The sequence below is a fragment of the Massilia sp. METH4 genome (assembly GCF_037094685.1).
Lineage (GTDB): Bacteria > Pseudomonadota > Gammaproteobacteria > Burkholderiales > Burkholderiaceae_D > Rugamonas.
In genome coordinates this window covers 3220769-3247617 of the sequence record NZ_CP146614.1, presented here as the reverse complement: position 1 = coordinate 3247617, position 26849 = coordinate 3220769, and the positions used below count along the sequence as shown (strand labels likewise).

25 protein-coding genes and 1 tRNA gene are annotated in these 26849 nt (G+C 67.8%); 11 read left to right on the top strand and 15 right to left on the bottom strand.

Going from position 1 to position 26849, the window contains the following annotated elements; all coding sequences use genetic code 11:
• The first annotated feature begins 33 nt into the window (after positions 1–33).
• From V6Z91_RS14250 to V6Z91_RS14240, 3 genes are all read left to right on the top strand, one after another.
• Positions 34–771 (top strand): PEP-CTERM sorting domain-containing protein, encoded by a 738-nt coding sequence (locus V6Z91_RS14250; protein WP_338771362.1) that lies wholly within the window; start codon positions 34–36, stop codon positions 769–771.
• Positions 772–925: 154 nt separating this feature from the next.
• A complete protein-coding gene (locus V6Z91_RS14245) occupies positions 926–1699 on the top strand; it encodes an alpha/beta hydrolase (RefSeq protein ID WP_338771360.1) in 774 nt (257 codons plus the stop codon).
• A gap of 265 nt (positions 1700–1964) precedes the next feature.
• The gene (locus V6Z91_RS14240; protein ID WP_338771358.1) at positions 1965–2534 is read left to right on the top strand and encodes a Rhs element Vgr protein; all 570 of its coding nucleotides are present in this window, start codon (positions 1965–1967) and stop codon (positions 2532–2534) included.
• Here V6Z91_RS14240 and V6Z91_RS14235 read toward each other — a convergent pair.
• From V6Z91_RS14235 to V6Z91_RS14210, 6 genes are all read right to left on the bottom strand, one after another.
• Positions 2512–4260, bottom strand: coding sequence for an EAL domain-containing protein (locus V6Z91_RS14235; RefSeq protein WP_338771356.1), 1749 nt, complete (start codon positions 4258–4260; stop codon positions 2512–2514). The genes V6Z91_RS14240 and V6Z91_RS14235 overlap by 23 nt on opposite strands.
• Positions 4257–5594, bottom strand: a complete 1338-nt coding sequence (locus V6Z91_RS14230) for a diguanylate cyclase (RefSeq protein WP_338771355.1) — start codon at positions 5592–5594, stop codon at positions 4257–4259. The genes V6Z91_RS14235 and V6Z91_RS14230 overlap by 4 nt, the downstream gene beginning before the upstream one ends.
• Positions 5591–5974, bottom strand: a complete 384-nt coding sequence (locus V6Z91_RS14225; protein WP_338771354.1) for a phosphonate transporter — start codon at positions 5972–5974, stop codon at positions 5591–5593. Before V6Z91_RS14225 ends, V6Z91_RS14230 begins: the two co-directional genes overlap by 4 nt.
• A gap of 141 nt (positions 5975–6115) precedes the next feature.
• Positions 6116–6529: a hypothetical protein gene (locus V6Z91_RS14220; RefSeq protein ID WP_338771353.1), complete on the bottom strand. Its 414-nt coding sequence runs from the start codon at positions 6527–6529 to the stop codon at positions 6116–6118.
• A gap of 68 nt (positions 6530–6597) precedes the next feature.
• Positions 6598–7017 (bottom strand): hypothetical protein, encoded by a 420-nt coding sequence (locus V6Z91_RS14215; protein WP_338771352.1) that lies wholly within the window; start codon positions 7015–7017, stop codon positions 6598–6600.
• Positions 7018–7104: 87 nt separating this feature from the next.
• Positions 7105–7587 (bottom strand): GNAT family N-acetyltransferase, encoded by a 483-nt coding sequence (locus tag V6Z91_RS14210; RefSeq protein ID WP_338771351.1) that lies wholly within the window; start codon positions 7585–7587, stop codon positions 7105–7107.
• Positions 7588–7678: 91 nt separating this feature from the next.
• On the opposite strand from V6Z91_RS14210, the gene V6Z91_RS14205 reads away from it, so the two are divergent.
• The gene (locus V6Z91_RS14205) at positions 7679–8542 is read left to right on the top strand and encodes a CAP domain-containing protein (protein WP_338771350.1); all 864 of its coding nucleotides are present in this window, start codon (positions 7679–7681) and stop codon (positions 8540–8542) included.
• On the opposite strand, the gene V6Z91_RS14200 is transcribed toward V6Z91_RS14205, so the two are convergent.
• Positions 8543–8971: a hypothetical protein gene (locus V6Z91_RS14200; protein ID WP_338771348.1), complete on the bottom strand. Its 429-nt coding sequence runs from the start codon at positions 8969–8971 to the stop codon at positions 8543–8545. It abuts the gene before it with no gap.
• 188 nt (positions 8972–9159) lie between these two features.
• Between V6Z91_RS14200 and V6Z91_RS14195 the strand changes: the two genes are divergently transcribed.
• The 3 genes from V6Z91_RS14195 to V6Z91_RS14185 all read left to right on the top strand — a co-directional run bounded on the left by V6Z91_RS14195 (position 9160) and on the right by V6Z91_RS14185 (position 13759).
• Positions 9160–9873 (top strand): LexA family transcriptional regulator, encoded by a 714-nt coding sequence (locus V6Z91_RS14195; protein ID WP_338771347.1) that lies wholly within the window; start codon positions 9160–9162, stop codon positions 9871–9873.
• Positions 9873–10292, top strand: a complete 420-nt coding sequence (locus V6Z91_RS14190) for a hypothetical protein (RefSeq protein WP_338771345.1) — start codon at positions 9873–9875, stop codon at positions 10290–10292. The genes V6Z91_RS14195 and V6Z91_RS14190 overlap by 1 nt, the downstream gene beginning before the upstream one ends.
• Before the next feature lie 137 nt (positions 10293–10429).
• Positions 10430–13759, top strand: coding sequence for a DUF4450 domain-containing protein (locus V6Z91_RS14185; protein ID WP_338771343.1), 3330 nt, complete (start codon positions 10430–10432; stop codon positions 13757–13759).
• Positions 13760–14016: 257 nt separating this feature from the next.
• Here V6Z91_RS14185 and V6Z91_RS14180 read toward each other — a convergent pair whose 3' ends face one another.
• The 3 genes from V6Z91_RS14180 to V6Z91_RS14170 form a co-directional block, all read right to left on the bottom strand.
• On the bottom strand, positions 14017–14661 hold the full coding sequence (locus V6Z91_RS14180; RefSeq protein WP_338771341.1) for a hypothetical protein: 645 nt from the start codon (positions 14659–14661) through the stop codon (positions 14017–14019).
• Positions 14662–14745: 84 nt separating this feature from the next.
• Entirely contained in the window at positions 14746–15135 is a 390-nt protein-coding gene (locus V6Z91_RS14175) for a limonene-1,2-epoxide hydrolase family protein (RefSeq protein ID WP_338771339.1), read from the bottom strand.
• 25 nt (positions 15136–15160) lie between these two features.
• Positions 15161–15916 (bottom strand): SDR family oxidoreductase, encoded by a 756-nt coding sequence (locus V6Z91_RS14170; protein ID WP_338771337.1) that lies wholly within the window; start codon positions 15914–15916, stop codon positions 15161–15163.
• Positions 15917–16029: 113 nt separating this feature from the next.
• Between V6Z91_RS14170 and V6Z91_RS14165 the strand changes: the two genes are divergently transcribed.
• Positions 16030–16965 (top strand): LysR family transcriptional regulator, encoded by a 936-nt coding sequence (locus V6Z91_RS14165; RefSeq protein WP_338771336.1) that lies wholly within the window; start codon positions 16030–16032, stop codon positions 16963–16965.
• Here the strand turns inward: V6Z91_RS14165 and V6Z91_RS14160 are convergent.
• Complete coding sequence (locus V6Z91_RS14160) at positions 16954–18150, bottom strand: MFS transporter (protein ID WP_338771334.1); 1197 nt, start codon at positions 18148–18150, stop codon at positions 16954–16956. The genes V6Z91_RS14165 and V6Z91_RS14160 overlap by 12 nt on opposite strands.
• Before the next feature lie 156 nt (positions 18151–18306).
• Positions 18307–18558, bottom strand: coding sequence for a hypothetical protein (locus V6Z91_RS14155; RefSeq protein ID WP_338771332.1), 252 nt, complete (start codon positions 18556–18558; stop codon positions 18307–18309).
• 243 nt (positions 18559–18801) lie between these two features.
• On the opposite strand from V6Z91_RS14155, the gene aac(6') reads away from it, so the two are divergent.
• The 3 genes from aac(6') to V6Z91_RS14140 all read left to right on the top strand — a co-directional run bounded on the left by aac(6') (position 18802) and on the right by V6Z91_RS14140 (position 22251).
• Positions 18802–19245, top strand: coding sequence for an aminoglycoside 6'-N-acetyltransferase (aac(6'), locus tag V6Z91_RS14150; RefSeq protein WP_338771330.1), 444 nt, complete (start codon positions 18802–18804; stop codon positions 19243–19245).
• 232 nt (positions 19246–19477) lie between these two features.
• On the top strand, positions 19478–21844 hold the full coding sequence (locus tag V6Z91_RS14145) for a TonB-dependent receptor (protein WP_338771329.1): 2367 nt from the start codon (positions 19478–19480) through the stop codon (positions 21842–21844).
• A 239-nt stretch (positions 21845–22083) separates the two neighbouring features.
• Entirely contained in the window at positions 22084–22251 is a 168-nt protein-coding gene (locus V6Z91_RS14140) for a hypothetical protein (protein WP_338771327.1), read from the top strand.
• Here V6Z91_RS14140 and V6Z91_RS14135 read toward each other — a convergent pair.
• The 3 genes from V6Z91_RS14135 to V6Z91_RS14125 form a co-directional block, all read right to left on the bottom strand.
• Positions 22232–25609, bottom strand: a complete 3378-nt coding sequence (locus V6Z91_RS14135; protein WP_338771326.1) for a CheR family methyltransferase — start codon at positions 25607–25609, stop codon at positions 22232–22234. The two genes, V6Z91_RS14140 and V6Z91_RS14135, sit on opposite strands and share 20 nt — an antisense overlap.
• A gap of 152 nt (positions 25610–25761) precedes the next feature.
• Positions 25762–26205, bottom strand: a complete 444-nt coding sequence (locus V6Z91_RS14130; protein WP_338771324.1) for an STY0301 family protein — start codon at positions 26203–26205, stop codon at positions 25762–25764.
• 372 nt (positions 26206–26577) lie between these two features.
• A tRNA-Ser gene (locus V6Z91_RS14125) sits at positions 26578–26668 on the bottom strand.
• Between the last annotated feature and the right edge of the window lie 181 nt (positions 26669–26849).

Here is a 26849-nt window from a genome sequence, read left to right as displayed (position 1 = left end):
CGAGTGCTCAACCATCACAACAAAGGAATGCACATGAAGATGAAGCAGGCTTACATGGTGTTGGCAATGGCTTTCGCCGCGGGCAGTGCCGCCGCGGCCACGACGGACTTTTCTTCCGGCGCACAAGGCTGGGAAGGAACGCAGCCCGCGAACGGGGTGGGCGGTTCCGGCATCGACACGTCGCTGGGCAATGACGCGCCGGCCTATCGCACGATCATCAACAACTTCGGTATCAGCTTCACCAACAGCACGAATACCGATTTCGTGCGCGACTACACGGCCTCCTCCTCCGTCACCTTCGGCATCGACGTGCTGACGCAGCAGGTGCGCTTCTTCAACTCGGATGTGACGCGCGACCTGGTGCTGGAATTGCGCGACTACGACAACGCGAGCAACGGCCTGCCGTACACCAGCGTGTGGACCCGGATCGGCACGCTCGACGCCTCCGTCGGCGGCTGGCAGCACTTCTCCGTCACGATCGACGACACCTCCGCCATCGGCCTGCCGTCGGGCTGGGGCGGCTATGGGGCGGAAACGTCCGATGGCACACCTTACCTGCCCGAGGACCGCACCTTTGCCAGCGTGCTGGCCGGTGTCGACGAGATCGCCTTCACCACGTACACGCCGGGCTTCGCTTACGGCTTCACGGACTTCGACGTGGCCGTGGACAACATCACCGTCAGCGCCGTGCCGGAACCGGGCACCTATGCGATGATGCTGGCCGGCCTCGGCCTGCTGGGGGCCGCCGCCCGTCGCCGCAAAGCCGCCTGATGACCGGCTGAACGCCAGCCGGCGTGGCGTCCGCACCTGCCGGCAAGCGCACGCTTCGGGACGACGATCGCCACCGGCATCGTCGTCTCTTCCATGGCCGATCGCCGTTCCGATGCCCCTATAATGCGCGGTCCGCCGAATCCAAGAGAAAGCCATGACCACCCTTGATCCCCGCCCTGCCGTCGTCCTGCTGCACAGCTCCATGAGTTCGCGCAGCCAGTGGGCCGCGCTGACCGCCGCCCACGAAGCGGCCTACCGCTTCATCGCACTGGACCTGCTGGGCTACGGCAAGGCACCCTTCCCCAATGCCGCGATGCAGGCGGCCTTCTCGCTCGCCCACGAAGTGGACGCGGTGCAGGCAGCGCTTGCGGCGCAACTGGAGCCGGACGAGCCCTACCACCTGGTGGGCCACTCCTATGGTGGCGCCACCGCGCTGCGGCTGGCGCGCACGCAGCCGGGCCGGGTGCGCTCGCTGGCCGTGTTCGAACCCGTGGCCTTCCACCTGCTCGATGCCGGCCACCCCGGCCGCGCCGAAGTGGGTACAGTCATTGCCGCGATCGAGGCGGCGGCCACCGCGGAGGACGCCACGCGCAGCTTCATCGACTACTGGAACGGCCCGGGCGCCTTCGACGCCATGCCCGCGCCGCTGCGTGAGCGCTTCACCACCCAGGTCGCCAAGGTGAAGCTCGACTTCGTCGCCCTGCTGGCCGAACCCGCCACGCTCGCCGACATGGCCGCGATCGACGTACCCGCCCTCGTGCTCTCCGGCCGCGACGGCCCCGCCTCTACCCGCGCCGTCGCCACCGCCCTCGCGGCCACCCTGCCCCGCGCCACCGCCGCGCAGACACCCGGCGGCCACATGGCCCCGATCACGCACGCCGCGGACGTCAACCAGGAAATCGCCGCGTTCCTGTCAACTGTTGCCTGAACCCCGGCGATCGCGACCGCACCACGTTTTTACCGAGCATTTTTCTTGTCGGGCTGACAGAAGAGAAGTAGTGGACGAAGGCCCAAAAGCACTGCTGGGCTGGTTGCTTCACAACAGACAGGCCGGAGCAACTGGTGGTTTAACAACAGGGGACTGTCCCCAAATTTTTACAGGGACTGTCCCCGAATTTTTACAACAGGGACTGTCCCCGATTTTTTACAACAGGGACTGTCCCCGAATTTTTACGACACTCGCTACGCCGACCATGCACCGCTCCCGCCCGTTGACCGAAGGCGAAATCGCCTGCTGCCGCAAGCTGTTCGGCGCCGCGATCCATTATGCGCGGGTACGCATCCACGCCCGCGGCTGGTTCTTCGGTGTGCAGTGGCCGCACACGGCCATGGCGCCGGATGGCGCCATCTGGTTCCGGCCCGAGGATTTTCGCGAGGATTTTTCGCGCGAGCCGGCATGGCGGCTGCTGTGGTTCATGCACGAGATGGTGCACGTGTGGCAGTGGCAGCTGGGCTACCCGGTGATGTGCCGCGGCGCGCTGCGCGCCGGGCTCTCCTACCGCTACCAGCTCGCGCCGGGCCGGCGCCTGGGGGACTACAACATGGAGGCCCAGGGCGACCTGCTGGCGGACTGGTTTGCGCTGCGCTGGCTCGGCGAGCCGGGGGCAATGCGCCAGAAGCAGTACGCGGGCGAGGCCTGGCTGTTCGACGAGGTGCTGCGGGACTTCCTGGCCGATCCCGCAAACCCGACCTGCCTGCCGCGCCTGAAGCTGCCCTTTGCGGCGCGGGCGATGGCATTCCTCAGGCGCAGGCGCTCTGCCTGAGCCAGGCCACCAGCTCGTCGCTCGGCAGCGGGCGGCTGTACAGGTAGCCCTGCCCCTTGTCGCAGCGTAGCGTGCGCACCACCATGGCCTGTTCGGCCGTCTCGATGCCCTCGGCCACGGTGCTCATGCCCAGGCTCTGCGCCACCTTCACGGTGGCCTCGATCAGCACGCGATGGTGGTGGCTCGTCTCGCTCTGGCTCACGAACGAGCGGTCGATCTTCACCGTGTCCACCGGCAGCAGGTGCAGGCTGGCCAGCGAGGAATAACCGGTGCCGAAATCGTCCAGCGCCAGCGTAATGCCGAGCGCCTTCAGTTCGTGCAGGCGTTGCTGCACAGCGGTATCCTGCGCTGCCAGGCTCTCCGTCACCTCCAGTTGCAGGCGCTGCGGGTCCATGCCGGTTTCGGCCAGAATGCGCGCCACGGTGTCGGCCCATTCGCGCTGGCCCAGCTGGGCGCGCGACAGGTTTACTGCCAGGAGGCGTGGCGCCAGCTCGCCCAGCGCGCCCTGCCAGTGCACGAAGTCGCGGCTGGCGCGTTCCAGCACGAAGTCGCCCAGTGGTCCGATCAGGCCGCACTCCTCGGCCACGCCGATGAATTCGAACGGCGGCACGATGCCGCGCACCGGGTGACGCCAGCGCACCAACGCTTCCACGCCGGCCGAACAATCCGTGCGGCCGTCGGGGCGCAGCGCCACCACGGGCTGGTACACCACGAACAGCTGGTCGGACTGCAGGGCCAGCCGCAGGTCCGTCTCGATATCGCTGCGGCGCGCGGAGCGCTCGCGCATTTCGGCCTCGAAGCGCACGAACCGGGCACCGCCCGCCCGCTTGGCTTCCACCATGGCGATGCCGGCGTCGCGCAGCAGCGCATCGGGATCGTGGCCGTCGCCCCAGGCGATGCCCACGCTCACATTGCACACCACGTCATGCCCCTGCAGGTGATAGCTGCGCCCGATCGCGCCGATCAGCCGCGTGGCCACGCTCTCGGCATCCTCCACGCGGCGCAAGCCGTCGAGCACCACCACGAATTCGTCGCCGCCCACGCGCGCGGCCAGCTGGCCGCCGCGCTGCCCCAGCGTGATGCGGTCGCTGGGCGGGCGCAGCACGTTGCGAATGCGTTCGGCCACGAGCACCAGCAGCTGGTCGCCCATCGCTTGGCCCAGCGCGTCGTTCACCTGGCGGAAGCGGTCGCAGTTCATGAACAGCACCGCAAAACCGGTATCGGCCTTCGGCTCGGCATGGTCGCGCTCCAGGATGCGGCGCAATTCCTCGTGCACGGCGCCGCGGTTCGGCATGCGCGTGAGCGCATCGGTGCGTGCCGCCGAAGAGAGGCGGGTGGCCAGCCGCTCCTGCTCCCGCCGCGACTCCAGCGTGATGTCGTTCACCGCCGCCATCAGCCGGTGCGGATCGAGCTTCATCACCGACAGCGACAGCACCTGCGGGCCGTCGCGCCCGTCCGGCGCTTCGATGCGCAGCCCCTCCACCACCACGCCGCTCGGCGTATCGCAGCGCGCCACCGCCTCGCGCAAATCCGGCGCGGCGCCCGCGAAGATGGCGTACAGGTTGTCGAGCGAGCCATTCGGCGCCAGCGGCATCAGCAGCTGCGAGGCCATCGGGTTGAGCATGTCGATGGCACCGTCGATGTCGGCCTGCAGCAGGCCGATCGGCGTGCGGTACAGGAACTGGATCAGCGCCTCGTAGGCGAGTTTGTCGTCGTGCTCCATCATGCGGCGGTATCCTGCAGGTCGAGCCGCCAGCACACGACGCGGTTGCGGCCGTCGGCCTTGGCGGCGTACAGCGCGCGGTCGGCGCGCTTGAGCAGGTCGTCGATGCCACCCAGCCGCGGCTTCCAGCCGGCCACGCCGGCGCTGACCGTGAAGGCCACGGCCACGCCATCGACCCGCACGGTAAGGCCTTCCACGGTTGCGAGCAGCCGCTTAGCCACGGCGCAGGCCTGCTCCGTTTCCGTGGAAGGCAGCAGCACGGCGAACTCCTCGCCGCCCAGCCGGGCCACCACGTCCACGGCGCGGAAGGCGTTGCGCAGCGCCTGCGCGAACTCGCGCAGCACCGCGTCTCCCACCGGATGGCCATGCGCGTCGTTGACGCGCTTGAAATGATCGAGGTCGAACAGCGCCAGCGATACCGGCCGCGGGAAGCGGCGCGCGCGGCCCAGTTCCAGCTCCGCCGCATGGAAGAAGCCGCGCCGGTTCGCCACGCCCGTCAGGTGATCCGAGAACACGGCCTGGCGCCAGCTCTCGCTGGCGTCGCGCCGATCGGTGATGTCGCGCAGCACCAGGCAATAGGCGGCTTCGGTATCGGGCGCCAGCGGATCGCGCTCGGGCAGCGGCGTGATCATCGCGCTGCCCCAGAAGGGCGTGCCGTCGGCGCGCATGCGCAAGCCTTCATCGAGGCTCCAGCCGCTGTCGTCGGCCTCGCGCAACAGGTCTCTCGCCCGTTCCGGCGTGGTGGTGTCCTCCGGTTCGAACACGGCATAGGGCTGGCCCACGACCGATTCCGAGAAACCCGTCACGCGGCCGATGCTATCGTTCCATTGCTCGATGCGTCCCTCGCGGTCCAGGCTCACCAGCGCATAGTCGGCCACGCTGGCCAGCAGCGCGTTCAGCCAGGCGTCGCTCTGGCGCAGCTGGCGGTCGCGCTGCACCTGCAGCGTCACGTCCTGCAGGACGGCCATCAGGCGGGATGGATCGAGCTTGACGATCGACAGCGACAGGATGCCCGGCGTGCGCCGGCCGCCGCCGTGCAGATGGATGTGCAGGCCGTCGCAGATGCGGCCGCGCGGCGCGGTGAACTGCTCGCACAGGTTGCGCACCTCAGGCGCCACGTCCTGCAGCGCGGTAAACAGGTTGTCCAGGCAGCCGTCGCGCGACAGCGGCATCAACAGCTGCGCCGAGATCGGGTTGCTCAGCGTGATCTCGCCATCCCCCCTGGCCTGCACCAGCCCCACCGGCGCCAGGTACAGGAACTGCATCAGCGCTTCGTGTTCGGCAGCGAGGTCGATGCCGTCATCCGCCGGCGCGCCGGCCGAAGCTTCGGTATTCACGGCTGCCGTTGCACGAGCACGTAGCGGGTGGCCGCGCCGGGCAGCGCCAGCAGGCGCAGCCGCACCTTCGTTGGCCGCATGCGCAAGGTCAGCACATAGGGCATCGTCTCGTCGAGCGGCACGCCGTCGTCCTGCGCATCCTCGAAGCGCTGCGCCACCATGAAGTTGTTCATGCATGGCGCCACGCTGGTGAAGAAGGGCTGCCCCACCACGCTGTGCGGCGACAGGCCGGCAGCCTGCGATTCGAAGCGGTTGTAGCGCCGCACCACGGTCGCGTCATCGAAACCGATGACGCCGAACGATGCCTCGTCGAGCTGTTCGTCGGTGAGCGCCGCGAGGCGTTGGCCCAGGTCGGGCTGGTCGAAAGCAAGAACGTCCATCGGTAACTCCAGGCAACAAAACAGGGTGAAGGATCGCCCATCACCGGGGTTGATGTGCGGAAATAGATGCTGCCATGGTCATAATGCCCTGTCAATGCACGCACGATTGAAACCAGCTTTTCTCCCTATGGAAACATGTTTTTAAGAAGGGCAATCGAACGCGGTCCAGTTGCATACTTTGCTACGATCACGGCTCGAGTCACCGATTAACTCACTGAAAAAGGAACTCATCATGACCATGACCAAAGCTATCTTCGCGGCAGCCCTGTGCTTCGGCCTGGCCGCTTGCAGCACCACCGGCACCGACTCGTCCAGCGGCGCGAGCGACAGCTCGGCAACCGGCTCGAGCACCACGTCGGGCAGCAGCTCGATGGATTCGGGCACCTCGGGTTCCGCCACTTCGGGCTCCGGCACCTCCGGCTCCACCACGTCGGGCTCCAGCACCTCCGGTTCGACGAACTCCAGCCAGTGGAACCAGAGCGGCAACACGGCGCCAACGGCAACGCCGGGCACCTCGCCCAGCAACCCGAGCAACGCGGACGACAATTCGGTCAAGCGTTAATCTGGCATGCACGAAAAATGGCCCGCTTCGGCGGGCCATTTTTTTTTCGGGACTGTGGTGTTTATGCCAGCGCGGCTCCGCGGTGCACGGCGGGTGCCGACCGCGCCAGTCCGCGATACTGCAAGGCGGCGAAAGCCAGCACGCCCAGCGCCTGCACGATCACGTAGGCCGTCCCCAGGGCGTTCGGTGCAATGATGCCGGTTACCGGCAGGGCCAGGCTGGCGGCCGCCCAGCCCACGTTCCCGGCGATCACGAACAGCACCAGCGGGCGCCACACCGTGCGGCTGCGCGCCAGCACGACCAGCAGCGCGACGTAGGCAACCAGGAACGCCCCGGTGCCGGCTAACAGCGCCCCCGGCAAGGCCAGCGTGGCTTGCAGCATGCCCGGGAACAGCAGATGGGCGGCGGCCATCGCGCCGCTGGCGGCGGCATCGATCAACAGGATGGTTTTCAGCAGGAACGAAGGCTGGACGGTTTGCATGGCGTTCTCCTTGGGAGTGGTTGGCGATGGGTCCAGTGTCGCGCCGCCGCCACGCCGCGCCAATTACGTGCCAGGTAATCGCGCCGGTTACGGCGGCACCGGCAGCCGGAAGCGCAACTTGGTGCGCTCCCCTTTCGGCCACGTGGCATACCAGGGCGGAATCGGCACCGCTTCCACGAACGTGCAGCCGATCCGCTCCAGCGTACGCAGGCAGGCGGCGTTGTCGGGCGTGGTGGTGATCCAGGCGGCGTCCACGCCCAGGCTGGCCGCTTCCGGCAGCAGCGCGCGCACCGCCAGGCCGGCATACCCCCGGCCGCGATGCGCCGCATCGACGGCAAAGCCGATATGGCCCAGCAGGTGCGTGATCACGTGCGTATCGCCTTCGCGCAGGCTGATCGTGCCGACGCGGACCTGTCCGGCCATGATGTGCCAGCGCCACGCGCGCACGCCCCAGGGCGACGTGGCGGGGCTGTAGGTGGCGTACAGCACGAGCGAAACGGGGCTCGGGCGCGTATCGGTGAGTGGTTCGTGGGACGGGACTGGCAACATCGGCAGGCGAACAAGTTTCAAGCCGCAAGCTTACCATCCACAACCGCCGTTGAACGCTTGCCGGCCGCCCCCACTTGCGGCAAGATCGTTCTTTCACGCCGCAATTATCACGATGTTCGCTTCATCTTTACACAAGATTGCCGTGCTGGCCGCGCTCGCGCCGGCCGCCGCCCTCGCCTTGCCCGCCCACGCCCCGCGCGTGACCGACGGAGGGCCAGGCCTCGCCGCCCTGGTCAATGCATATCGCGCTGCCCCGGGTACCTGCGGCGGCATGGCCGCCGCGGCAATGCCGCCGCTGTCCGTGGAACCGGCCCTGTCGCAGATCCACATCGCGACCGGCACGTTTCTCGAACCGTCCCTGGAAAGGGCCGGCTACCCCGTCGAGCATGCCGAGGCGCTGTTCGTCTCCGGCGCGGCGGAACCGGCCGAGGCCATGCAGGCACTGCGCGAAAAATACTGCGCCCGCCTGCTCTCCCCGGATGTTGCAGCCATCGGCACGGTGCGCGTGGCCGACGGCTGGCACGTGGTGCTGGCCCGCCCCGAGCGGCGCGAACTGCCGGCGCCGGAAGGCGTGGGCGAGGAAACGCTGGCGGCCGTGAACGCCGCCCGCGCCGCGCCGCGCATGTGCGGCGACCGCCAGTTCGCGGCCGCGCCGCCGCTGCGCCTGAACCGCGCCCTGGACGCGGCCGCCCTGGCGCACAGCCAGTACATGGCCCGGCTGCGCTGGTTCAGCCACCAGCAGAAAAACGGCAGCGTGGTCGGCGACCGCGCCATTCGCGCCGGCTACAAGTGGCGCACGATCGGCGAGAACATCGCCTCCGGCCAGCGCACCGCGCAAGAGGCGGTGCAGGGCTGGCTGGACAGCCCGGGCCACTGCGCCAACATCATGAATGCGGCGTTCGTGGAGATGGGCGTGGGCTATGCGGTCAATCCGGCGCGCGGAACCCTTTACTGGACCCAGGTGCTGGCGCGGTGATCAGAACGAGCTCCTGATGTCCTTCACCGCCTGGGCCGCCGAGCGGGCGATTTCGGCGATGTCCTGGTCGCGCCTGCGGTCGAGCCAGCGCACGATGCCGCCGAGGAGCCACCAGGCGGGCAGCGCCGCCACGACCAGCATCGGCACACCCACGATGGCAACGCCGAGCGCAGGGTCGATGCCGCACAAGGCCATCACCGAACCGGCCGACACGAACAAGGTCGGCCACCAGGAGTGCAACGCGGCCAGCAGGAAGGGCCCCGCGATGCCCGCCATCGCGATCGCGCAGATGAAGCGCACCCACCCCTCGCGGCGGTTGCGGGGCCACATGAACAGGAACGTCAAGGCACAAGCCACGGCACCCGCCAGCAAGGGCGCCGCAAAAATGGTGAGAAGCGCGCTGCCGGCCGCGCCGAGTACGATGGTCATGATGCCTGTCTCCTGGTGAGATCACGGTCCAAAAAGTTCCGCTTTTTTGCTTGAGCGAACGCAAAAAAACATCAGACCGCTTGCAACCGACTTTATCAATTGCTATAGTCGGAGTCAAGCATTTGCTAATCAATCGAACAAACCCATCGACAGGCATGTCCTGAATCGTTCTTTATGAATCGTTCTTTATGAATATCTACCAGCACCGACGAGAGCGGCTCACCTCCCTGATCCGCGACCAATTCGGCGGCACGCGCAAGGCCCTGGCGGAAGCCAGCGGCTGGAGCGAGGCCCGCATCTCCCAGATCCTTTCCTCCACCTACCGCGAAGGCCGCGCATTCAGCGAAAAGATCGCCCGCAAGCTCGAAGGCGACCTGTCGCTGCCTCCCATGTTCTTCGACCAGGGCGCGATCGCCCCCGGTGAGGAACCTTCGGTGAATCCCAGCTTCCTGCGCGTGCGCCCGATCGATGCCGACAGCCATGGCGTGGTGCAGATCCGCCGCGTGCGCCTGCGCCTGTCGGCCGGCATCGTGGGCTTCGCCGTCGAGGCGGACGAGGAAGCGGGCGGCTCGTTCGGCGTGGAAAGCGACTGGCTGGCCCGCCACCGCTTCGCTCCGGACGACCTGATCGCCCTCGAGGTGACCGGCGAAAGCATGGAACCTCGCCTGTATCGCGGCGACGTGGTGGTGGTGAACACGGCGGACAAGACGCCGGCCGACGGCCAGGTCTTCGCCGTCAACTTCGAAGGCGAAGCGGTGGTGAAGCGCCTCACGCGCGATGCAGGCCACTGGTGGCTCACGTCCGACAACCCCGACCAGCGCCGCTTCCCCCGCAAGCTGTGCGACGGTATCACGTGCATCCTCATCGGGCGCGTGGTGCTGAAGAAGAGCGAGAACATCTGATGGCCGGGCGCCGCCTCGCGTGCAGCTTCGTGGACGGCGTGGACAACGCCGGCACCCAGTCGCTGCGCTTCGTCGGCGGCGCGCACGACCGGATCGTGCTCGACGGGCCGGGCGCCGTGTCCGAGCTGTGCATCTGGGTGAGCGTGGAAATCAGCGCGGAAGCGGACACGGCGCCGCCGCTGCGCAAGCTGGCCCTGTCGCTGCGGGCCCACGGCCGCGAAATCGACTGGATCACCTACGAGGACGCGGCCGTGGCCCCGCCCGAGGGCCACCCCGGCGCGACCTACACCATCGACCACATCTTCAGCATCCCCGCCTGGCTCACCTTCCGCGACTGCGTGTTCGAAGTACGGGCCGCGTGCGACGACACCCCCATCGGCACCGCGCTCCTCACGCTCGAACTGCCACTGCCGTTCTGACAGCCTCCACCGGCCGCCGGCCAAAAGTTTCCGAAAACCGGGGTCAGCCCCCGGTTTCAGGAAACTTTTCCGATCAAGCAACTGACTATTCGGGCCACGCCAGCCACGCGCGGGGCGTTTTCCGCTACCTTTCCCCGATGAGCATCCGAACCGCTGTCGCCTTTGCCTGCCTGCTCGCCGGTGCGCTGCCGGCCCAGGGGGCGGAGCCTTACAAGCCCGAGGCGCCCTCCCTTGCTCCGAACCTGCAAGGCGGGCTGGAACGCCCGCTGCGCTACCGGCCGGAGGGCGCCGACTTCGTGATCGACGACGGCCGCGAATTCTTCAACCGCCCGCTCTACGGCGGCAATACGGCCTTCCGCGTGGACGGCGGCGACCGCCCGGAATTCTCGCTGTACCTGCCCGGCCGCGGCGGCAACCTGCGGCTCGGGCTGCGCACGCCGGCGGGCACGCTGTGGCTGCACGAGGCGCGCCACGTGCAGGCACGCTACCGCCCCGGCGAGCTGCACTACGAGATCGCCGACGACCTGCTCGGCGCGAATGGACGCATCCAGGTCGCGGCCGTGGCGTATGCCGCCACCGAGGGCCTGGCCATGCGGGTGAGCGGCAACGCGCTGCCGCCGGGCACGGAACTGATTTTCGCCTTTGGCCCCGGCAACGGCCAGCGGGGACGCCGCGACGGCGACATCGGCACCGAGCGCGTGCCGATCGGCGAATTTTTCCAGTTCTCCCCGGCCTTTGCGCGCGGCGCGAAGTTCGACACAAACGGGGGTGGCTTCACGGTCGCCACCCCCAAGGCAACGATCAGTGCCACGGTCGACGCGCCGACCCGGGTGCGCATCAGCCCCGCCAGCGAGTGGAACGCCCTGCCCGCCCTGCTGGAAGCGCGCGAAGCCGGCGAGGAAAACGTGGCCGTAGCCCGCGTTCCACTCGGCGCGCAGCCCGTGCACCTGGCCTTGCAGGTGGTGGCGCGCGAGCAGCCCGCGGAGCAGAAGGTGTACAGCGAAGCCGGCGCCGGCGGGCAGACGCGCAAGCCTGAGCCGCTGCTGCCCCGCTTCGCGCCGGCCGACCTGCCGCGGCGCTTCGCCGAGGCGACCGGCCACTTCGCGCAGTTGCGCAACCGCGTGCGCATCGAAACGCCGGACCCTTACCTGGACGCGGCGATGGGCGCGCTGAACGTGGCGGCCGACGCCGTGTGGGACGACACCCAGCAAGCGATCATGCATGGCGCCGTGGCGTGGCGCACCAAGCTGCTGGGCTGGCGCGGCCCGTACGCACTCGATGCGCTGGGCTGGCACGAGCGCTTCCGCCGCAATGCCGATGCGTGGACCGTGCGCCAGAACACCGCGCCGATCCCCGCCACGCTGCCGCCACCGGAGCGGGCCACGAACCTGGCCCGCAACCGGGCGGCCATGCACACGAACGGCAACCTCACCGAGTCGCATTACGACATGAATATCGGCTTCGTCGATGCGCTGATGCGGCACCTGCTGTGGACCGGCGACCTGGAATACGCCCGCGCCGTGTGGCCCGTGCTGGAGCGCCACTTCGCCTGGGAACGCCGGCTGTTCCGCCGCGAGTTCGGCCCCGCGAAGCTCCCCCTGTACGATGCTTACGCCGCCATCTGGGCCAGCGACGACCTGTACTACAACGGCGGCGGCGCCACCCACACCACGGCCTACAACGCCTGGCACAACGCGATGGCCGCACGCATCGCCCGGCTGATCGGCAAGGACCCGGCGCCCTACGAGGCCGAGGCGCAAGCCATCCACCGCGCCATGCGCGAACAGCTGTGGATGCCCGGGCGCGGCGCCTTCGCCGAATACCGAGACCACCTGGGCCGCCGCCAGCTGCACCCCGGCTACGCGCTCTGGACCTTCTACCACACGCTCGATTCGCAGGTGCCCACGCCGTTCGAGGCCGCGCGCATGGCGGCCGACCTGGACCGCCACCTGCGCCCGATTCCCGTGCACGGCCCCGGCGTGCCGGCGGACCGCCCGTACTCGGTGCTGCCCACCACCGACTGGATGCCCTACACCTGGTCGATCAACAACGTGGTGATGTCCGAGAACCTGCACACGGCCCTCGCCTACTGGCAGGCCGGCCGCGCCGAGACGGCGTTCGCGCTGGCGAAAGGCGCATTGCTGGCCAGCCTGTACATGGGCATCAGCCCCGGCAACATCGGCAGCATGAATTACCTGGACGTGTACCGCCGCGAGTCGCAGCGCGACTTCGCCGACGGCTCGGGCGTGATGTCCCGCGCGCTCGTCGAAGGCCTGTTCGGCGTGCGGCCCGACGCGCTGGCCGGCGTGCTCACGATCCGCCCCGGCCTGCCGCGCGACTGGGCCCATGCGCGCCTGGCCCACCCGAACTTGGCCGTGGCCTACCGCCGCGACGGCAACCGTGACACGTGGGAGGTCAGCCAGCAGGGTACCCGCTTCGGCAAGCTCGCCTTGCAGGTGCCGGCCCGCGCCGGCAATGCGGACGTGACGGTGGACGGCAGGCCGGCAAGCTGGCAGGCCGAGGCCGACGCCGTGGGCGAACCACGCCTGCTGGTCGCGGTGCCGTTCGGCGCCAGCGCACGGCTCGAGATCGCGTGGCGCGGCGACACTATCGACGCGGCCCAGGTGGGCGGCGCGCGGCGCGACGGCTTCGCGCAGGTGCGCCAGGGCGGCTTCACGTGGTGGCGTCCCGCCGCGCCGCCGGCCCCGGCCCCCGCCTGCGCGCTCGAGAATCCTTCGTGGACGGCCGGCCCGCCCGTGCAGCCGCGCCACGTGGACCTGTCGGCGGTATTCAACGACAGCGTGACGGAGCTCTTCAAGCCCTTCAAGTACCTGTCGCCCCGCTCGCCGCACGTGACGCTGGCGCTGCCCGCGCAAGGCATCGGCGCCTGGGCGGGCCACGTGAACGACTTGCCGAAGATCGACGACGCGGGTCTGCGCGCGCGCGGCGGCACATTGGCGCTGCCGAACGGCCTGACTTTCGCGACCCCGCCCGCGGGCGCCAACGTGGCCTTCGCCTCGCAGTGGGACAACTACCCGCGCGAGATCGCGGTGCCGCTCACTGGCCGGGCGAGCCGCGCCTTCCTGCTGATGGCCGGCTCCACGAACCACATGCAAAGCCGCGTCGACAACGGCGAGATCGTCGTCTCCTACACGGACGGCAGCACGGCCCGCACGCCGCTGCGCAATCCGGATAACTGGTGGCCCATCGAGCGCGACTACTTCGTGGACGATTACCAGTTCCGCCTGTGCGGCACCCTGCCGGTGCGCGTGGACCTGAAGACGGCGCTGGTGCGCGTGCCCGATGCCGCCACGTTCAAGGGGGCGGCACGCGAAAGCATCGACGGCGGCGCCGCCACCGTGCTGCCGCTGCCGCTGGACAGTTCGAAGACGCTGCGGAGCGTGACCGTGCGCGCGCTCGCCAACGATGTCGTCATCGGCCTGATGGGAGTGACGCTGGACCGGTGACGGCCCATGCCATGGTGCCGGACACCTTTTCCAGACGCTGAGCCGCCTGGTGCCGGACACCTTTTCCGGACGCTGAGCCGCCTGGTGCCGGCCACCTTTTCCGGACGCTGAGCCGCCCGGTGTCGGACACCTTTTCCGGACGCTGAGCCGCCTGGTGTCGGACATCTTTTCCGGACGCTGAGCCGCCTGGTGTCGGACACCTTTTCCGGACGTTTCACCCGGAAAAGGTGTCCGACACCGGTGTTCTCCACCCCCAGTCACGGCCCCCCGACCGCCCCCACCACTACCTCCATCACCTCGACATCCCGCTCTGTGGCCGCCAACTCCACCGCCGAATGCTTCCCCGTGCGCGGATTGAACAACCCCACCACAAGCCGCGCCGGACCATCCGCCCCCGGCACGGTACCAAAGCTCCACAGCTTGCGCCCCCGCCGCACGGTGAGCTGCCACGCCCCTTCCCGCCCCGACACGGCCAGCAGATTGCGCGGCAGCGCGCGGCCGGCGTTCTCCGCCGCCAGGTGCATCAGGATGAACTGCAGCACGTCCGCCAGCGCATACATGCGCAGCACCGGCTCGACGCGCTCCACGGTGCTGGCCGACGTGATGAACCAGTGCGGACATGGGCAATCGTTCAGGAGGTTCTGCAGGGGCGCATGGCACTGGTGGCAGCAGCCCTCCTCGCGGGCCGCCAGGAACCGCTCGCGGCGGCGCGCATCGTGGCCGAACGGCGCCAGCGCGGCCAGGGCGCGCGCCAGCGGTGGCGGGCCGAGGAGCAGCGGAGCGAAGGCCAGCGGCGGCCTCGGCTCCGCCGCCGGGTGCCGGCGCGGCTGCGCGGGTGGCAGGGACCGGCCCGCCAGGGTTTCGATGATGGGGTTTGCTCTTTCGACAATTCCGGTATCCATGTGCGTGCTCGCGTTGTCGTCTCCACTTCCTTAGACGAACGGCGCGGCGATTTCCTCCATGGAGCGCGAAAAAAAAATCCGGGGTCACCCATTCCTGATCTTCGCCAGCTGCCGCTCGAACTCGGCCGGGTCGAAATAATCGCGCCACACCGTGATCACGCCATGCTCGACGGTGAGTGTGCCCATCACCGGCAGGACGATTTCGCCGCCATTCCTGTGACGGAATATGTCGATGCGCTCGTTCAGCACCACGTTCCCGGCGGCGGCGATGTGCGTGACCTGCCAGTCCAGCAGGAAATCGGTGCCGATACCGAAGCCACGGTGGAATCTCTCCACTTCCGCACGGCCGACAATGTCGGGGAACGGCACGTTGTCGTACAGGACATCGTCGGCGAGCATTGCCAGCGCGGCGTCGATGCGGTTGTGGTTCCAATGGCCAAAGAAGGTTTCGGCGATCTCGATCGGGGTGTTCATGGCGGGCTCCGCTGGTTGAATGGGATCAGGCCGACTGGCCGCCATCGACGTTCAGCGTGGCGCCGGTGATATAGCGTGCGTCCGGGCCGGCCAGGAACGCCACTGCAGCCGCGATCTCGTCCGGCTGGCCGTAGCGTCCCAGCGCGGTCATGTTCCTCAGCGTTTCCGCGAACGGGCCTTCGTCCGGATTCATTTCCGTGTTGATCGCGCCGGGCTGGACGACATTGACCGTGATGTTGCGCGGCCCGAGGTCGCGCGCCCAGCCGCGCGTATAGGCCGCCACCGCAGCCTTCGATGCCACGTAGTCGGCGGCGCCGGCAAAGGCAATGCGGTCCGCCCCCGTGGTGCCGATCGAGATGATGCGGCCGCCATCGGCCAGCAGCGGTGCCGCGGCGCGCACGGCGGCGGCCACCCCGCCCGTATTGATGGCGAACTGGCGCTCGATGGCGGCCAGGTCCACGGCATCGTCGCCCACCGCGCCGGTGACGAACACGCCCGCCGAATTGACGAGGATATCGAGGCGGCCGAAGTGCGCATGCACCGATTTCACGAGTTGCGCGACGGCGCCGGGATCGGCCTGGTCGGCCCGCACGGCCAGGGCACGGCGGCCGAGGGCCTCGACTTCCGACACGATGGCGGCGGCGCGCTGCTCCGAGCTGGCATAGCTGAGGGCGACGTCCGCGCCGTCGCGGGCCAGGCGGCGCACGACGGCGGCGCCGATGCCGCGCGAACCGCCGGTCACGAGGGCGACGCGGCCTTGCAGGGGGAGATGGTTGTTCATGGCGTTTCCTTTTGATGAGTGTGTTGGAGTGACGCCACTATCGCCGTTTTATTGCCGCGTGATTAGCCGCGAATCGCTTCATTCATTTTCAATCATCGCTTTAAAATGAAACAATGGAAACCTTGAGCAACCTGGAATGCTTCGTCCGCACGGCCGACGCGGGCAGCTTTTCCGATGCGGCTCGCCGCATCGGCCTCACACCTGCCGCGGTCAGCCGCAACGTGGCCATGCTGGAAAAGAACCTCGGCGTTCGTCTGTTTCACCGCTCCACCCGCCGCCTGACGCTGACCGAAGCAGGCGAGCGTCTGCGCGAAGGGGTGGCGGGCAGTCTGGAAGAGCTGCAAACGGCTCTCGCCGCCGTATCCACCGAGCGGGCGGAACCATCCGGCAACCTGAAAGTGAGCATGCCACCCACGCTCGGCATGGGCTGGCTGATGCCGCTGCTGCCCGCGTTCCGGGCTCGCTATACGCACATCCGGCCCGAGTGGCATTTCGAGAACCGGCAGGTGGACCTGGTGGGTGAAGGCTATGACGCGGCGATCGGCGGCGGATTCGCGCTGCGCCCTGGCGTAGTGGCCCGCCGGCTTGCACCTGCGCATGTGATCGCGGTGGCGGCGCCGGACTACCTGCGGGGGCGGGAACTGCCCGACCACCCGTCGCGGGCCGCTCCGCTCGACTGGATCGGCTTGCGCTCGCTGCAGAGCAACCGGCTGCGCGGTTGGACATTGCGCAACGACGCGGGCGAGGAAGCGATACTGGAGGCGGTGCCGGCACTGGTGCTGAGCGATCCGATGGCACAGCGCGACGCCGCGCTGCTGGGGCTCGGCGTGGCGATGCTGGCCGTGCCCGACGTGCTACCGCAGCTCACCCAAGGCACATTGGTGCGCGTGCTGCCCGGCTGGCATGCGGACGTGGGCGACATCTCGCTGTATTACGCCAGCCGCGCCTTGCTGCCGACGAAGACGCGCGCCTTCGTGGACTTCGTCACCGAAGCCTTCGAACGCGAGCGCCTGGCGGAACGCTTCTCCGCCCTGCCCTCAACCGGCTGAAGGCTGCGGGACTTCCGGTGCGCCGAACGCGAACACCCGCTTTGACGACACGGCGATGGCGACCACGCCCAGCAGGCTGAAAGCGAGCGCGATGCGCAGGTCGGACCGGTGCGCGATGAAGCCCACGATCACCGGCCCCACCAGCAGCCCCACATAGGCCAGCCGCGTGGTGACGGCCAGCCCGGTCGACGGCGAAATGCCGTTGGCCAGCGCAATGCGCCCGGCCGAGGAAAACATGACCGGGATGATGTTGGCCACGCCGAGCCCGCAGACGAGGAAGCCGGCCAATGCCGTGCCGACGGTGGGCACGAGCAGCGCGACGCCCAGGCCCGCGATGCACAGCGCGCAGCTGCCGAGTACCAGCGCGCCTTCGGAAAACCGCGCCCGCACCGGGTCGCCCGTGAAGCGCCCGGCCGCCATGCCCACCGAGAAGGCCGCATAACCGGCGCTGACGAACCCGCCGGTGGCCTGCGCCACATCGCGCATGTAGACGGCCGTCCAGTCGTACATCGCGCCTTCCACAATCAGGGCCAGGAATGCCAGGCAACCCAGCACCACGAGCTTGCGCTTCACGCCGGGCGGCAGCGCATGCGCATCGTGCGGCTCGCCGTTCTCGTTCTTGCGCGCCGGCGGCTCCGGCAAGAGCCAGCGCGCCGTCGACAGGGTAAGCACCGCGCACAGCGTGCAGACAGCGGCGAGGTGCCACTGGTTCGGCCATTGCATCGCCTGCCAGCCGCTCGCGACAAGCGCGCCAAACATGCCGCCCAGGCTGAATGCGCCATGCAGCGAACCGATCACCGGTCGGTTGAACGTGGCTTCCACGACGGCGGCCTGCGAATTCGCGGCCACGTCGTTCACCGCCGACATGGCGCCATACAGCGCCAGCCAGAACAGCAGCAGCGCGTATTGGGGCATCAGCAGGATGCCGAAGGCGGCAGCGGCCATCAGCACGCCGCTCTTCACGGACGCACCGGCGCTGCCGACCTTCGCGATCCACCGCCCCGCCCGCGCCATGATCAGGATGCCGCCCAATGCCACCGCCAGCATCGACAGCGACAGGTTCGCCTCCGACAGGTCGAACTTGTCCTTGATGGTCGGCACGTGGGTACCCCAGGAGGCATAAATCACGCCATTGCAGAACAGCACGGACATGGCGGCCAGGCGAGCCTTGGGGAGCTCAGACATGGCGGCCTCCGCCATGCGGGTTCGGGGGGATTGGCCGGTTTGCAGGATAGGAATGGATCGGGCAATGCACGGGCAGGCATACGGGTGTTCAGACGAGCTGCGCAGTGTACCCGATCCACGGTGAAGGGCGCGCCCGTGGCGCCAGTCGTTCCGGCGCTAAGCGAACGCGCCGAACAGGTCGGCGACATCGACTTCGTCGCCGGTCAGCAGATCGCGCCAATGCTCGTGCCCGGTGACGGCCGGTACCGCGGGGAGCAGCGCCGGGCGGAGAGCGAAAACGGCCGCGCTGAGCCGATAAGCCCTGAAGGCTGAGGTCGCTTCGCCGGCCGTCACGGTCAACGTATCGGTTGCCACGCCGCGATCGGCGAACGAAATCGGACGGCGGCGGTTCACAAGGATATCCGGCATGCTGCAACTCCTTATCGAGAGCTTCCATACTAGGGAAAACCGCGCTCGTTAATGTCTTCGTTTTGTCATTCCTTTTTCTGAAAATTGTGCTGCGTTGCAATATGCAAACCACCGCGCATCTCCCCTACGGCGGATTTTTATTGTTGAATGCACAATTTCGGTGCAACGTGGTGTAAGCTGACCAGGCACTTGAGCAAGAACTGAGCGGTAACTGAGAGCGCCACGCGCGAAAGGTCGGCACCAATGAAGATCGTTCCCTGTACCTCGACGAACCAGGATGGTTGGCTGGACCTTCGGCGGGCGCTCTGGTCCGACGGGTCGGCGACCGAGCATCTGGCCGAGATGCAGGCGTTTATCGATGAACCGGGCAAGTTCGCCCAGCTCGTCGCCTACTCATCGGATGGCGAACCGGCCGGCTTCGTCGAAGCGGCAGTGCGCCACGATTACGTGAACGGTACGGAGAGCACGCCGGTGGCGTTCCTTGAAGGACTGTATGTCGCGCCGCCATATCGGCGCCAGGGTCTCGGCACCCTTCTCGTCGCCGCCATCGTGGCGTGGGGCCAGGCGAGGGGTTGCACGGAACTGGCTTCCGATGCGTTACTGGACAATACAGCCAGCCATGCCATGCACCGGGCGCTGGGGTTCGAGGAGACCGAGCGGGTGGTGTTTTTCAGGAAGCTGATCTAGTCCGCCGTCGCGCCGCTCAAGCTCGGGTAACACTGCATTATTTGCCCAGGGGTTCTTCCCCGTATCCGGCCGTGTTGCGGCCATTCCGGCACCTCGAGACAACCAAATGCGCGGCAAACTGTCGCGCCGATCAGACAATGTTTCAATGGATGCATGTGCGCAAAAGCCGGGCGCTACAATGGGCCGGCATCCGCCGTTCCACTGCCCCAGGACCCCGATAAGAAAAACGCCCATGAAAATCCGCCCGCCCGTCGTATTGCGCCGTTCCCTCATTGCCATCTGCATCCAAACGGCGCTTTATCCGCAGATGGTGCGGGCGCAGGAAGCCCCTCAGGACAGCCAGATCGAAGTCGTCACCGTCACCGCCCAGAAGCGCAAGGAAGACCCGGCCAAGGTCGCCATGAGCATCTCCGCCGTCAGCGGCACACAGCTGCAATCGCAGCACGTGAACGACATCACGGACCTGACGCGCATCGTGCCCAATATCTCGTTCACGGCGGCCACCGGCAACGGCGGCGCCGGTCCCGGCACGTCGAATATCGAGGTGCGCGGCATCAGCTCGGGCGCGGGTGCGGCCACGGTGGGCATCTACCTGGGGGATGTGTCGCTCACGGTCGGCAATGTGTACACGATGGGCGCGGTGGAGCCGAAGTTCTTCGACATCGACCGGGTGGAAGTGCTGCGCGGGCCGCAGGCCACGCTGTACGGCGCCAGCTCGATGGGCGGCACCATCAAGTTCGTGCCGAACGAGCCGGATTTGAAGGAGCGCGCGTTCGACATCTACCTCGAATCCTCCTCGCTGCGCGGCGGCAGCGCCGGCTACTCGGCATCGGCCGTGGCCAACCTGCCGCTGATCGACAACGAGCTGGCGCTGCGGTTCGGCGTGCAGGCGCAGCGCGCCGGCGGGTTCGTCGACCAGGTCGACGGCGATGGCGCCGTGCTGGCGAAGGATATCAACGAGGTAGACGACCAGGAAGTGCGCCTGGCTCTCAAGTGGAAGCCCACCGCCGCGCTGACGGTCACGCCGTCGGTGTACTACCAGAAGGTGGATGCCAAGGACATCTCCGCCTTCAACCTCGAGCTGCCCCGCTACCAGGCGCAGAAGCAGGTGCGCGAGCCTTCGAAGGACATCCTGCAGACGACCAACGTGCTGGTGAACTGGGACCTGGGCTGGGCCGACCTCACGTCGAGCACCAGCCATTTCAAGCGCAAATTCGACCGCACCCAGAACGGCTCGGCTTACAACAGCTATTCGCTGTCGACCTTCCTCACGTCGACGGAAGACGGCGGCACGGCGCCACCCGAACTGATCGAGGCCGTTGCTGCCCTGCCCTCGGCCGTTTACCTGAACAACCGGGTGCGGCAGGTGTCGCAGGAGCTGCGGCTCGCCTCGCGACCGTATATCGCCGACAAGTACGGCCAGGCGCTGTCGCCGTGGACCTGGCTGGCCGGCCTGTACTTCTCCAACCAGCACACGAACATCAACGAGAACGACCCGATCTTCGGCGTGAACGCCACCTTCGAACGGTTCGGCTTCAGCACCGCCGATCCCGACCTGCTGCCGGACGCCCGGCCGAACGCCTTCCCGAACGACAATGCCTTCATGGGCATCTTCCACTATCACGAACGGCAAAGCTCGGTGTTCGGCGAGGTGAATTACTACTTCACCCCGGCCCTGCACCTCACCGTGGGTGCGCGCTACCTGAAGGGCACGTCCACGCTCGACCAGCAGAACGGCCTGTACCTGGCCGGCGCGGGCAACACGAGCAACGCCCGCCTGTCGTCCACGTCGTTCATGCCGAAATACGCGCTGACCTGGGAAGTCGATCCCGCCCACACCGTCTACGGCACGGCCGCGAAGGGCTTCCGGCTGGGCGGCTCCAACGTGTTCGTGCCGCCCACCACCTGCGCGCCCGACCTGGAAGCGAATGGCCTGGCCGAAGGCCCCGCCACCTACGAGCCGGACAGCCTGTGGAACTACGAGGTGGGCAGCAAATCGCGCTTCCTGAACAACCGGCTGGCGGTGAATGCCGCGCTGTTCTACGCGAAGTGGAAGAACATCCAGCAAGGCGTGTACCTGCCGACCTGCACGTACACGTACAACGCCAACGCCGGCAATGCGGTCAGCAAGGGCGTCGAGATCGACATCAAGGCGCGGCCCCTGCCCGGCCTGACGCTGAGCGCGGCCGGCGGCTACACGGATGCCGAGCTGTCGAACGACGAGGGCATCCGCAATGGCGTGATCGGCGCGGTGCGCGGCGCGAAGGTGCAAGGGGTACCGAAATACAATGCGGCGGTGAGCGCCCAGTATAACTTCGCGGTGGGGGCGAACATGAGCGGCTTCGTGGCCGGTGGCGTGCAATGGGTGGGGTCGAGCAAGGGCTCGCTCAATCCGGAATCGATCGATTACGACCGGCCTGCCTATCACACCGCCGACTTCAGCGGCGGGCTGTCCTTCTCGCGCTACAAGCTGAGCGTGTTCGTGAAGAATGCGTTCGATGACGATACGGTGATCCAGCATCCTCAGGTGGCGTCGATCGTGCAGGGGTATCGGGTGGCGCCGCGCAGCGTTGGGGTGAGCCTGGCAGCCAAGTTCTGATGGCGACCCAGCCGCGCCAGCCGGCGCGGCAAAAAAAAACCGGCTCAGCGGCCGGTTGAATTCCAATTCCTGTGGGGAGTTGGAGGAGACAGGAGCATCTTCCCACTTCCACCGATAACACGCCAATTGATTGTTAGGATACCGATCATCACTGCGGCGAATAATGCCCTGCCGGTACTGCGGTCCACGCGAATTCCGGATATCACGTACCATGTCCACCTGCCAACTTCGTCCTGGACATGCCGCTTCCCGCCCCCACGCACGCGCAGGAAGCATCCGCCGCCTCGATCTTCATCGGCGAGGCGACCCTGCTTACCAATGGACGGCTCGAGGCGAGCATGGCGGTGCTGGCAAAACCGTTCCCGCTGGAGGCGCTGGCCGACAGGGTCAGGAAGATGGCGGAGTAGCGGCGGGGGCTTCCTTGCGTGCGGTGATGTCGCGCACGGTGCCGGTCATGGAGATGGCACGCGGCGGCGTGCCCGCGAAGAACGTCTGCCCGGTGACGGCCAGCCAGCGCACCGTACCATCCGGCAGCAGCAGCCGCACTTCCTCGCGCAGCCGGCCCGTGCCGCCCGGCTTGAGGGCGCGCTTGACGGCGCTGGCGTAGGCGGCGCCGTCTTCGGGATGGATGCGCTCGGTGATGACGCGGACCCAGACCACGTCCGCGCCCGACTTGAAGCCGAAGAGCGCGGCGGTGCGCGCATCGGCCTCGGTGGTGTCGTCCTCGATATTCCACTCGTAGACGCCCATGTCGGTGGCATCCACGGCCACGCGCATGCGCCGCTCGCTGTCGGCCAGCGCCTGCTGCGCCTGCATGAGGTCCGTGATGTCCAGCGACACGCCCACATGGCCCAGGTAAGCGCCATCCGCCCCTAACAGCGGTTGGGCGTGATTGTCGATCCAGCGCCACTGGCCGTCGTGCCGGCGCAGGCGGACGCGGTTGCGGAAGACGCTGCGCTCGCGCACGGCGTCCAGGTAGCTGCCGATGTATTCGTCGGCATCGTCCGGATGCACGATCGCATGCCAGCCGCCGCCGTGCATCTCGCCGCCGGCGAAGTCGGCAAAGTAGCGGTTGATGAATACGTTGTCGCCTCGTTCGTCGTTCTGCCAGATCAGCGCCGGGGCGGTGCCGGCGAGGGTGCGGAAGCGTTCTTCGGAGCGGCGCAGCGCCTCGTCGGCCACGCGGCGGCCGGTGATGTCGAAGAACGTCATCACGGCACCTTCGATGCGGTCCTGCGACGTGCGGTAGGGATGCACGCGCACGATGTAGTCGCGCCCGTCCGTGCTGCGCGCTTCGCGTTCCAGCGGCTGCAGCGTCTTGAATACCATGGCCGCTTCATCCGCCAGCTGAGGGCGGTCGAGGTGGTTCGTGATGTGCTGAAGCGGCCGGCCCACGTCCGCCGGGATCACGTTGAACAGGTCCGCCACGCGCGGCGTGTAGCGCAGGATGCGCATGTCGCGGTCGAGGAACAGCGTGGCCACGTTCGACGACGTGATCAGGTTGTCCAGGTCGTCGTTGGTGCGCGCGGCGTCGGCCAGGTCGAGCTGCAACCGGTGGACCACCGTCTTCAGTTCCTCGTTGGCGGACAGCTGCTCGGCCTGGGCCGCCTCGCGGTCTTCCGTTGCCGCGCGCAGTTCCTCCACGGCGGTCTGCCATTCCTCGTTGGCGGTGCGCAGTTCGGCCATCGAGGCCTCGGCCTGCTCGATCGTCTCGCGCAGCCGCGCGCGCGTCTGGTGCAGGTCTTCCGACAGCTGTTCCAGAAGCGACTGATCCTGTGGCCGGCCGGCGGGCACCTGCTGGGTCGCCGCGACGACGTCGCGGAACACCACCAGCATCAGGGCTTCCCCGGCGCCCTCGTCGCGGAACGGGTGCACGGCGACGTCCACGCAGCGGCTGCCCTCCTCGCTCGCGTAGTGCACCGGGCCCGTGGCAGCCGGCTTGCCGCTCTTCTCCGCCTGGAACAACGTTACCCGCAGCGCCATGCGCAGCCCGGGCGGCGCCAGCGCCAGCAATTCGCGGGTCGGTTCGCCGCCGGCGTGCCGCAGGTAGGCACCCGCCCCTTCGGCGATGTGCAGGATCTCGCTGTGCGCGTTCACCAGGATGCTGGGCGGGGCCAGCGCCGCCGCCTGCCGCAGGTGGATCTCGGCGACCGAGAACATGTGGCTCGGGCGCGGCGCGGCCGGAGCGTGCTCGCACACCGCCGCCGGTACCGGCCCCGGCGCCTGGCGCGGCGCCGGGACCGGCACCCGCGGTCGGCCGTGCGCGAGCGGCCTGGCCTGGTAGATGCGATGCGTGGCATCGATGGGCTCGAACAGGTGCAGCACTTCCTCCGCGCTTTCGGCGCTGCCCAGCATCAGGTAGCCGCCCGGACTCAGCGCGAAGTGGAACACCTGCAGCACGTAGCGGTAGGTTTCCCGGTTCAGGTAGATGAGGAAGTTGCGGCAGGTGATCAGGTCCAGCCGCGAGAACGCCGGGTCGCGCAGCACATTATGCTCGGCAAAGAGGATCTGGTCGCGCAGCGAGGAGCGCACGCGGTAGCCGTCGTCCTCGCGCGTGAAATAGCGCTCCAGCCGGCCCGGCGCCACGTCCGCCGCGATCGCCGCGGGATACTTCCCGCTGCGCGCAGCGCGCAGCGCATGCGCATCGATATCCGAGGCGAATACCTGGATCGACGGGCGATGCGTGGTGCCGGCCACCTGCCCGTCCAGCAGCATGGCCAGCGAATACGCCTCCTCGCCGGTGGAGCAGGCGGCCACCCAGGCGCGCACCTCGTCCCCCGGCTGGCGATCGCGGAACAGCCGCGGCAGCACGACGCGCTCGAGGGCATCGAACGCGTGGGGATCGCGGAAGAAGCGGGTGACGCCGATCAGCAGGTCCTTCAGCAGCGCCGCCGGTTCGCTCGCATCGCGCCGCAGCAGCTGCAGGTAGGCCGGCAGGTCGGGCAGGCCGCGTACCTGCAGGCGCCGCTCCAGCCGGCGCAGCAGCGTGGGCTCCTTGTGGTCGCGAAAGTCGTGGCCGGTGCACGCATGCAGCAATGCGAGGATGTCGCGCACCGTGCGCTGCGGGTCGGGCCCTGCATCGACCGGCACGCCGTCCGCCGCGTTGCCCGCCTCCGCGTGCCGGCGGATGACCTGGTTGACGTCGCGCAGTTCCAGCAGCTGATGCGGAATCTGCGCCGCGGTGAGCACGAAGTCCGCCATGCCCGACTCGATCGCCGAGCGGGGCATGCTGCGCTCTTCGGCATCCTCCGGCAGCTGGACGATGGACACGCCGCCCAGCTCCTTGATGCACGCGAGGCCGGCGGTGCCGTCCGCCCCCATGCCCGACAACACAACCCCCACGGCCTTTTCCCGGTGCGCCATGGCCAGCGTGCGGAAGAACTGGTCGATCGTGGTGGGGTCGCCCAGCTTGCGATCGAGCTCGCCGGGCACGAGGCGGCCATCCTCCATGCGCAGCGAGCGGTCGGGCGGGATCACGTAGACCCGGTTGGGCAGGATCGGCATCGTGTGCGTGACCTGCACCACGGGTAGCGGCGTGCAACCCTGCAGCACGCGGTCGGCGTTGCTGCGCAGGTGGGGCGGCAGGTGCAGGATGATCACCAGTGCCATGCCGGGGTCCGGCGGCAGGTTCTGCAGCAGCGTGGACAGGGCCGCGTAGCCGCCAGCGGAGGCGCCGATGCCGACGACGGGGAACAGGATCTCGTTCTGGCTCGGCTGGGTGGCTGGGGGCGGGCTGGGTGCTGTCGGGTGTGCGGGGTGCTCCATGGTCGGGGGCGTGCTGGCTGGCGATGGGGGTAGTTTAGTGCGCGGCAGGGGTGGGGGTCGCGCGGGTGGGGGCTACTATTTCCTGTAGGCTCGCCTTCATTCCTTGACGGGCGGGGCTCGTCCCCAGGAGCCGTGGCGTGGCTGGTTCGTCGTCAGTTGCATTTCATTTCGATCTTGCGAGGCTCGCCGGGGACGGGCTTGAACATGGTGATCGTGCACTCCCTCGTGCGCTCGTCCAGGCGGCGGGAGATCGAGAGTTCGCCGCCCTGGCCGTATGTGCAGTTGAGCCAGACGTGGTTCGGACGCGTGTCGGGGTCGAAGGTGTACTTCGTGGTGACCGAGTCCTTGTCGCGGCGTATTTCGGTGCCTGGGCGGACTTGCTGGAAGCCTGGCGGGCCGGCGGACATGCCGGCTGCGTAAAGATTGAGTGGGGAGTCGATGCGGGGGACCCAGCCGGCGGCGGCGGTGATCTTGATGGATTGGGATGGTAATTCTGTTGGGCAGGCGATCAGGCGGTCCAGGGCTGCTGCCGTTGGTGCGGCGCTGAACATGACGATCGCGGCTAGCGATGTGGGGATGTGGGTCGTGCTTGACATTAGCTCTTCAGGAGGCCGAACGCTATGTTAATGGACAGTAGTAGGTGGCACTACTGTACACCGCCCTTGGTACTCGATGGCTTACTTAGTTTGCTGAGGTCAACCGCAAATGTCGACATGGCATGCGCTGGAGGCGCACGAGGCAGGAGAACGGAGTGACGAGCGCGCGCCCTCGGCGCGCGGCGCCGTTGAAGCGTGGTCGCCCGCTTGCGGACGACCACGCTTCAACGGCAAAGTGGCGATTCGGGTCGGGCTGCGCGTGCACGCTCCGCCCTTCGAATCCCCACGCAAGGCGCGCAGGCGCCTTGCTTCTCTCCGCCATGAAACAATAAAAAAAGGCAACCCGCGGGTTGCCTTTTTCCATTGTATTCCTGGCGGAGAGAGGGGGATTCGAACCCCCGATAGGCTATGAACCTATACACGCTTTCCAGGCGTGCGACTTAAACCACTCATCCATCTCTCCTGCTTCTCCCGCAACGCGAGAGGCGCAGATTATAGCAGGTGGCCTGCAGAGTGCAAAGTTTTTTATCTGCAAGCTGCGAGCGTGGTCAATAGCCTGGCTTGGAGGTAGCAAGAGAGGTGCGCATCAGCCAGCGACTACGACCCGGGGACAGACCCCAACCGCGAGAACCGGGGTCAGTCCC

Bases quoted from the DNA above. Each gene is read 5' to 3' on its own strand.
- V6Z91_RS14250 (WP_338771362.1), top strand. From the start codon at position 34: ATGAAGATGAAGCAGGCTTACATGGTGTTGGCAATGGCTTTCGCCGCG.
- V6Z91_RS14245 (WP_338771360.1), top strand. From the start codon at position 926: ATGACCACCCTTGATCCCCGCCCTGCCGTCGTCCTGCTGCACAGCTCC.
- V6Z91_RS14240 (WP_338771358.1), top strand. From the start codon at position 1,965: ATGCACCGCTCCCGCCCGTTGACCGAAGGCGAAATCGCCTGCTGCCGC.
- V6Z91_RS14235 (WP_338771356.1), bottom strand. From the start codon at position 4,260: ATGATGGAGCACGACGACAAACTCGCCTACGAGGCGCTGATCCAGTTC.
- V6Z91_RS14225 (WP_338771354.1), bottom strand. From the start codon at position 5,974: ATGGACGTTCTTGCTTTCGACCAGCCCGACCTGGGCCAACGCCTCGCG.
- V6Z91_RS14215 (WP_338771352.1), bottom strand. From the start codon at position 7,017: ATGCAAACCGTCCAGCCTTCGTTCCTGCTGAAAACCATCCTGTTGATC.
- V6Z91_RS14205 (WP_338771350.1), top strand. From the start codon at position 7,679: ATGTTCGCTTCATCTTTACACAAGATTGCCGTGCTGGCCGCGCTCGCG.
- V6Z91_RS14200 (WP_338771348.1), bottom strand. From the start codon at position 8,971: ATGACCATCGTACTCGGCGCGGCCGGCAGCGCGCTTCTCACCATTTTT.
- V6Z91_RS14195 (WP_338771347.1), top strand. From the start codon at position 9,160: ATGAATATCTACCAGCACCGACGAGAGCGGCTCACCTCCCTGATCCGC.
- V6Z91_RS14190 (WP_338771345.1), top strand. From the start codon at position 9,873: ATGGCCGGGCGCCGCCTCGCGTGCAGCTTCGTGGACGGCGTGGACAAC.
- V6Z91_RS14185 (WP_338771343.1), top strand. From the start codon at position 10,430: ATGAGCATCCGAACCGCTGTCGCCTTTGCCTGCCTGCTCGCCGGTGCG.
- V6Z91_RS14180 (WP_338771341.1), bottom strand. From the start codon at position 14,661: ATGGATACCGGAATTGTCGAAAGAGCAAACCCCATCATCGAAACCCTG.
- V6Z91_RS14175 (WP_338771339.1), bottom strand. From the start codon at position 15,135: ATGAACACCCCGATCGAGATCGCCGAAACCTTCTTTGGCCATTGGAAC.
- V6Z91_RS14170 (WP_338771337.1), bottom strand. From the start codon at position 15,916: ATGAACAACCATCTCCCCCTGCAAGGCCGCGTCGCCCTCGTGACCGGC.
- V6Z91_RS14165 (WP_338771336.1), top strand. From the start codon at position 16,030: ATGGAAACCTTGAGCAACCTGGAATGCTTCGTCCGCACGGCCGACGCG.
- V6Z91_RS14160 (WP_338771334.1), bottom strand. From the start codon at position 18,150: ATGTCTGAGCTCCCCAAGGCTCGCCTGGCCGCCATGTCCGTGCTGTTC.
- V6Z91_RS14155 (WP_338771332.1), bottom strand. From the start codon at position 18,558: ATGCCGGATATCCTTGTGAACCGCCGCCGTCCGATTTCGTTCGCCGAT.
- V6Z91_RS14145 (WP_338771329.1), top strand. From the start codon at position 19,478: ATGAAAATCCGCCCGCCCGTCGTATTGCGCCGTTCCCTCATTGCCATC.
- V6Z91_RS14140 (WP_338771327.1), top strand. From the start codon at position 22,084: ATGCCGCTTCCCGCCCCCACGCACGCGCAGGAAGCATCCGCCGCCTCG.
- V6Z91_RS14135 (WP_338771326.1), bottom strand. From the start codon at position 25,609: ATGGAGCACCCCGCACACCCGACAGCACCCAGCCCGCCCCCAGCCACC.
- V6Z91_RS14130 (WP_338771324.1), bottom strand. From the start codon at position 26,205: ATGTCAAGCACGACCCACATCCCCACATCGCTAGCCGCGATCGTCATG.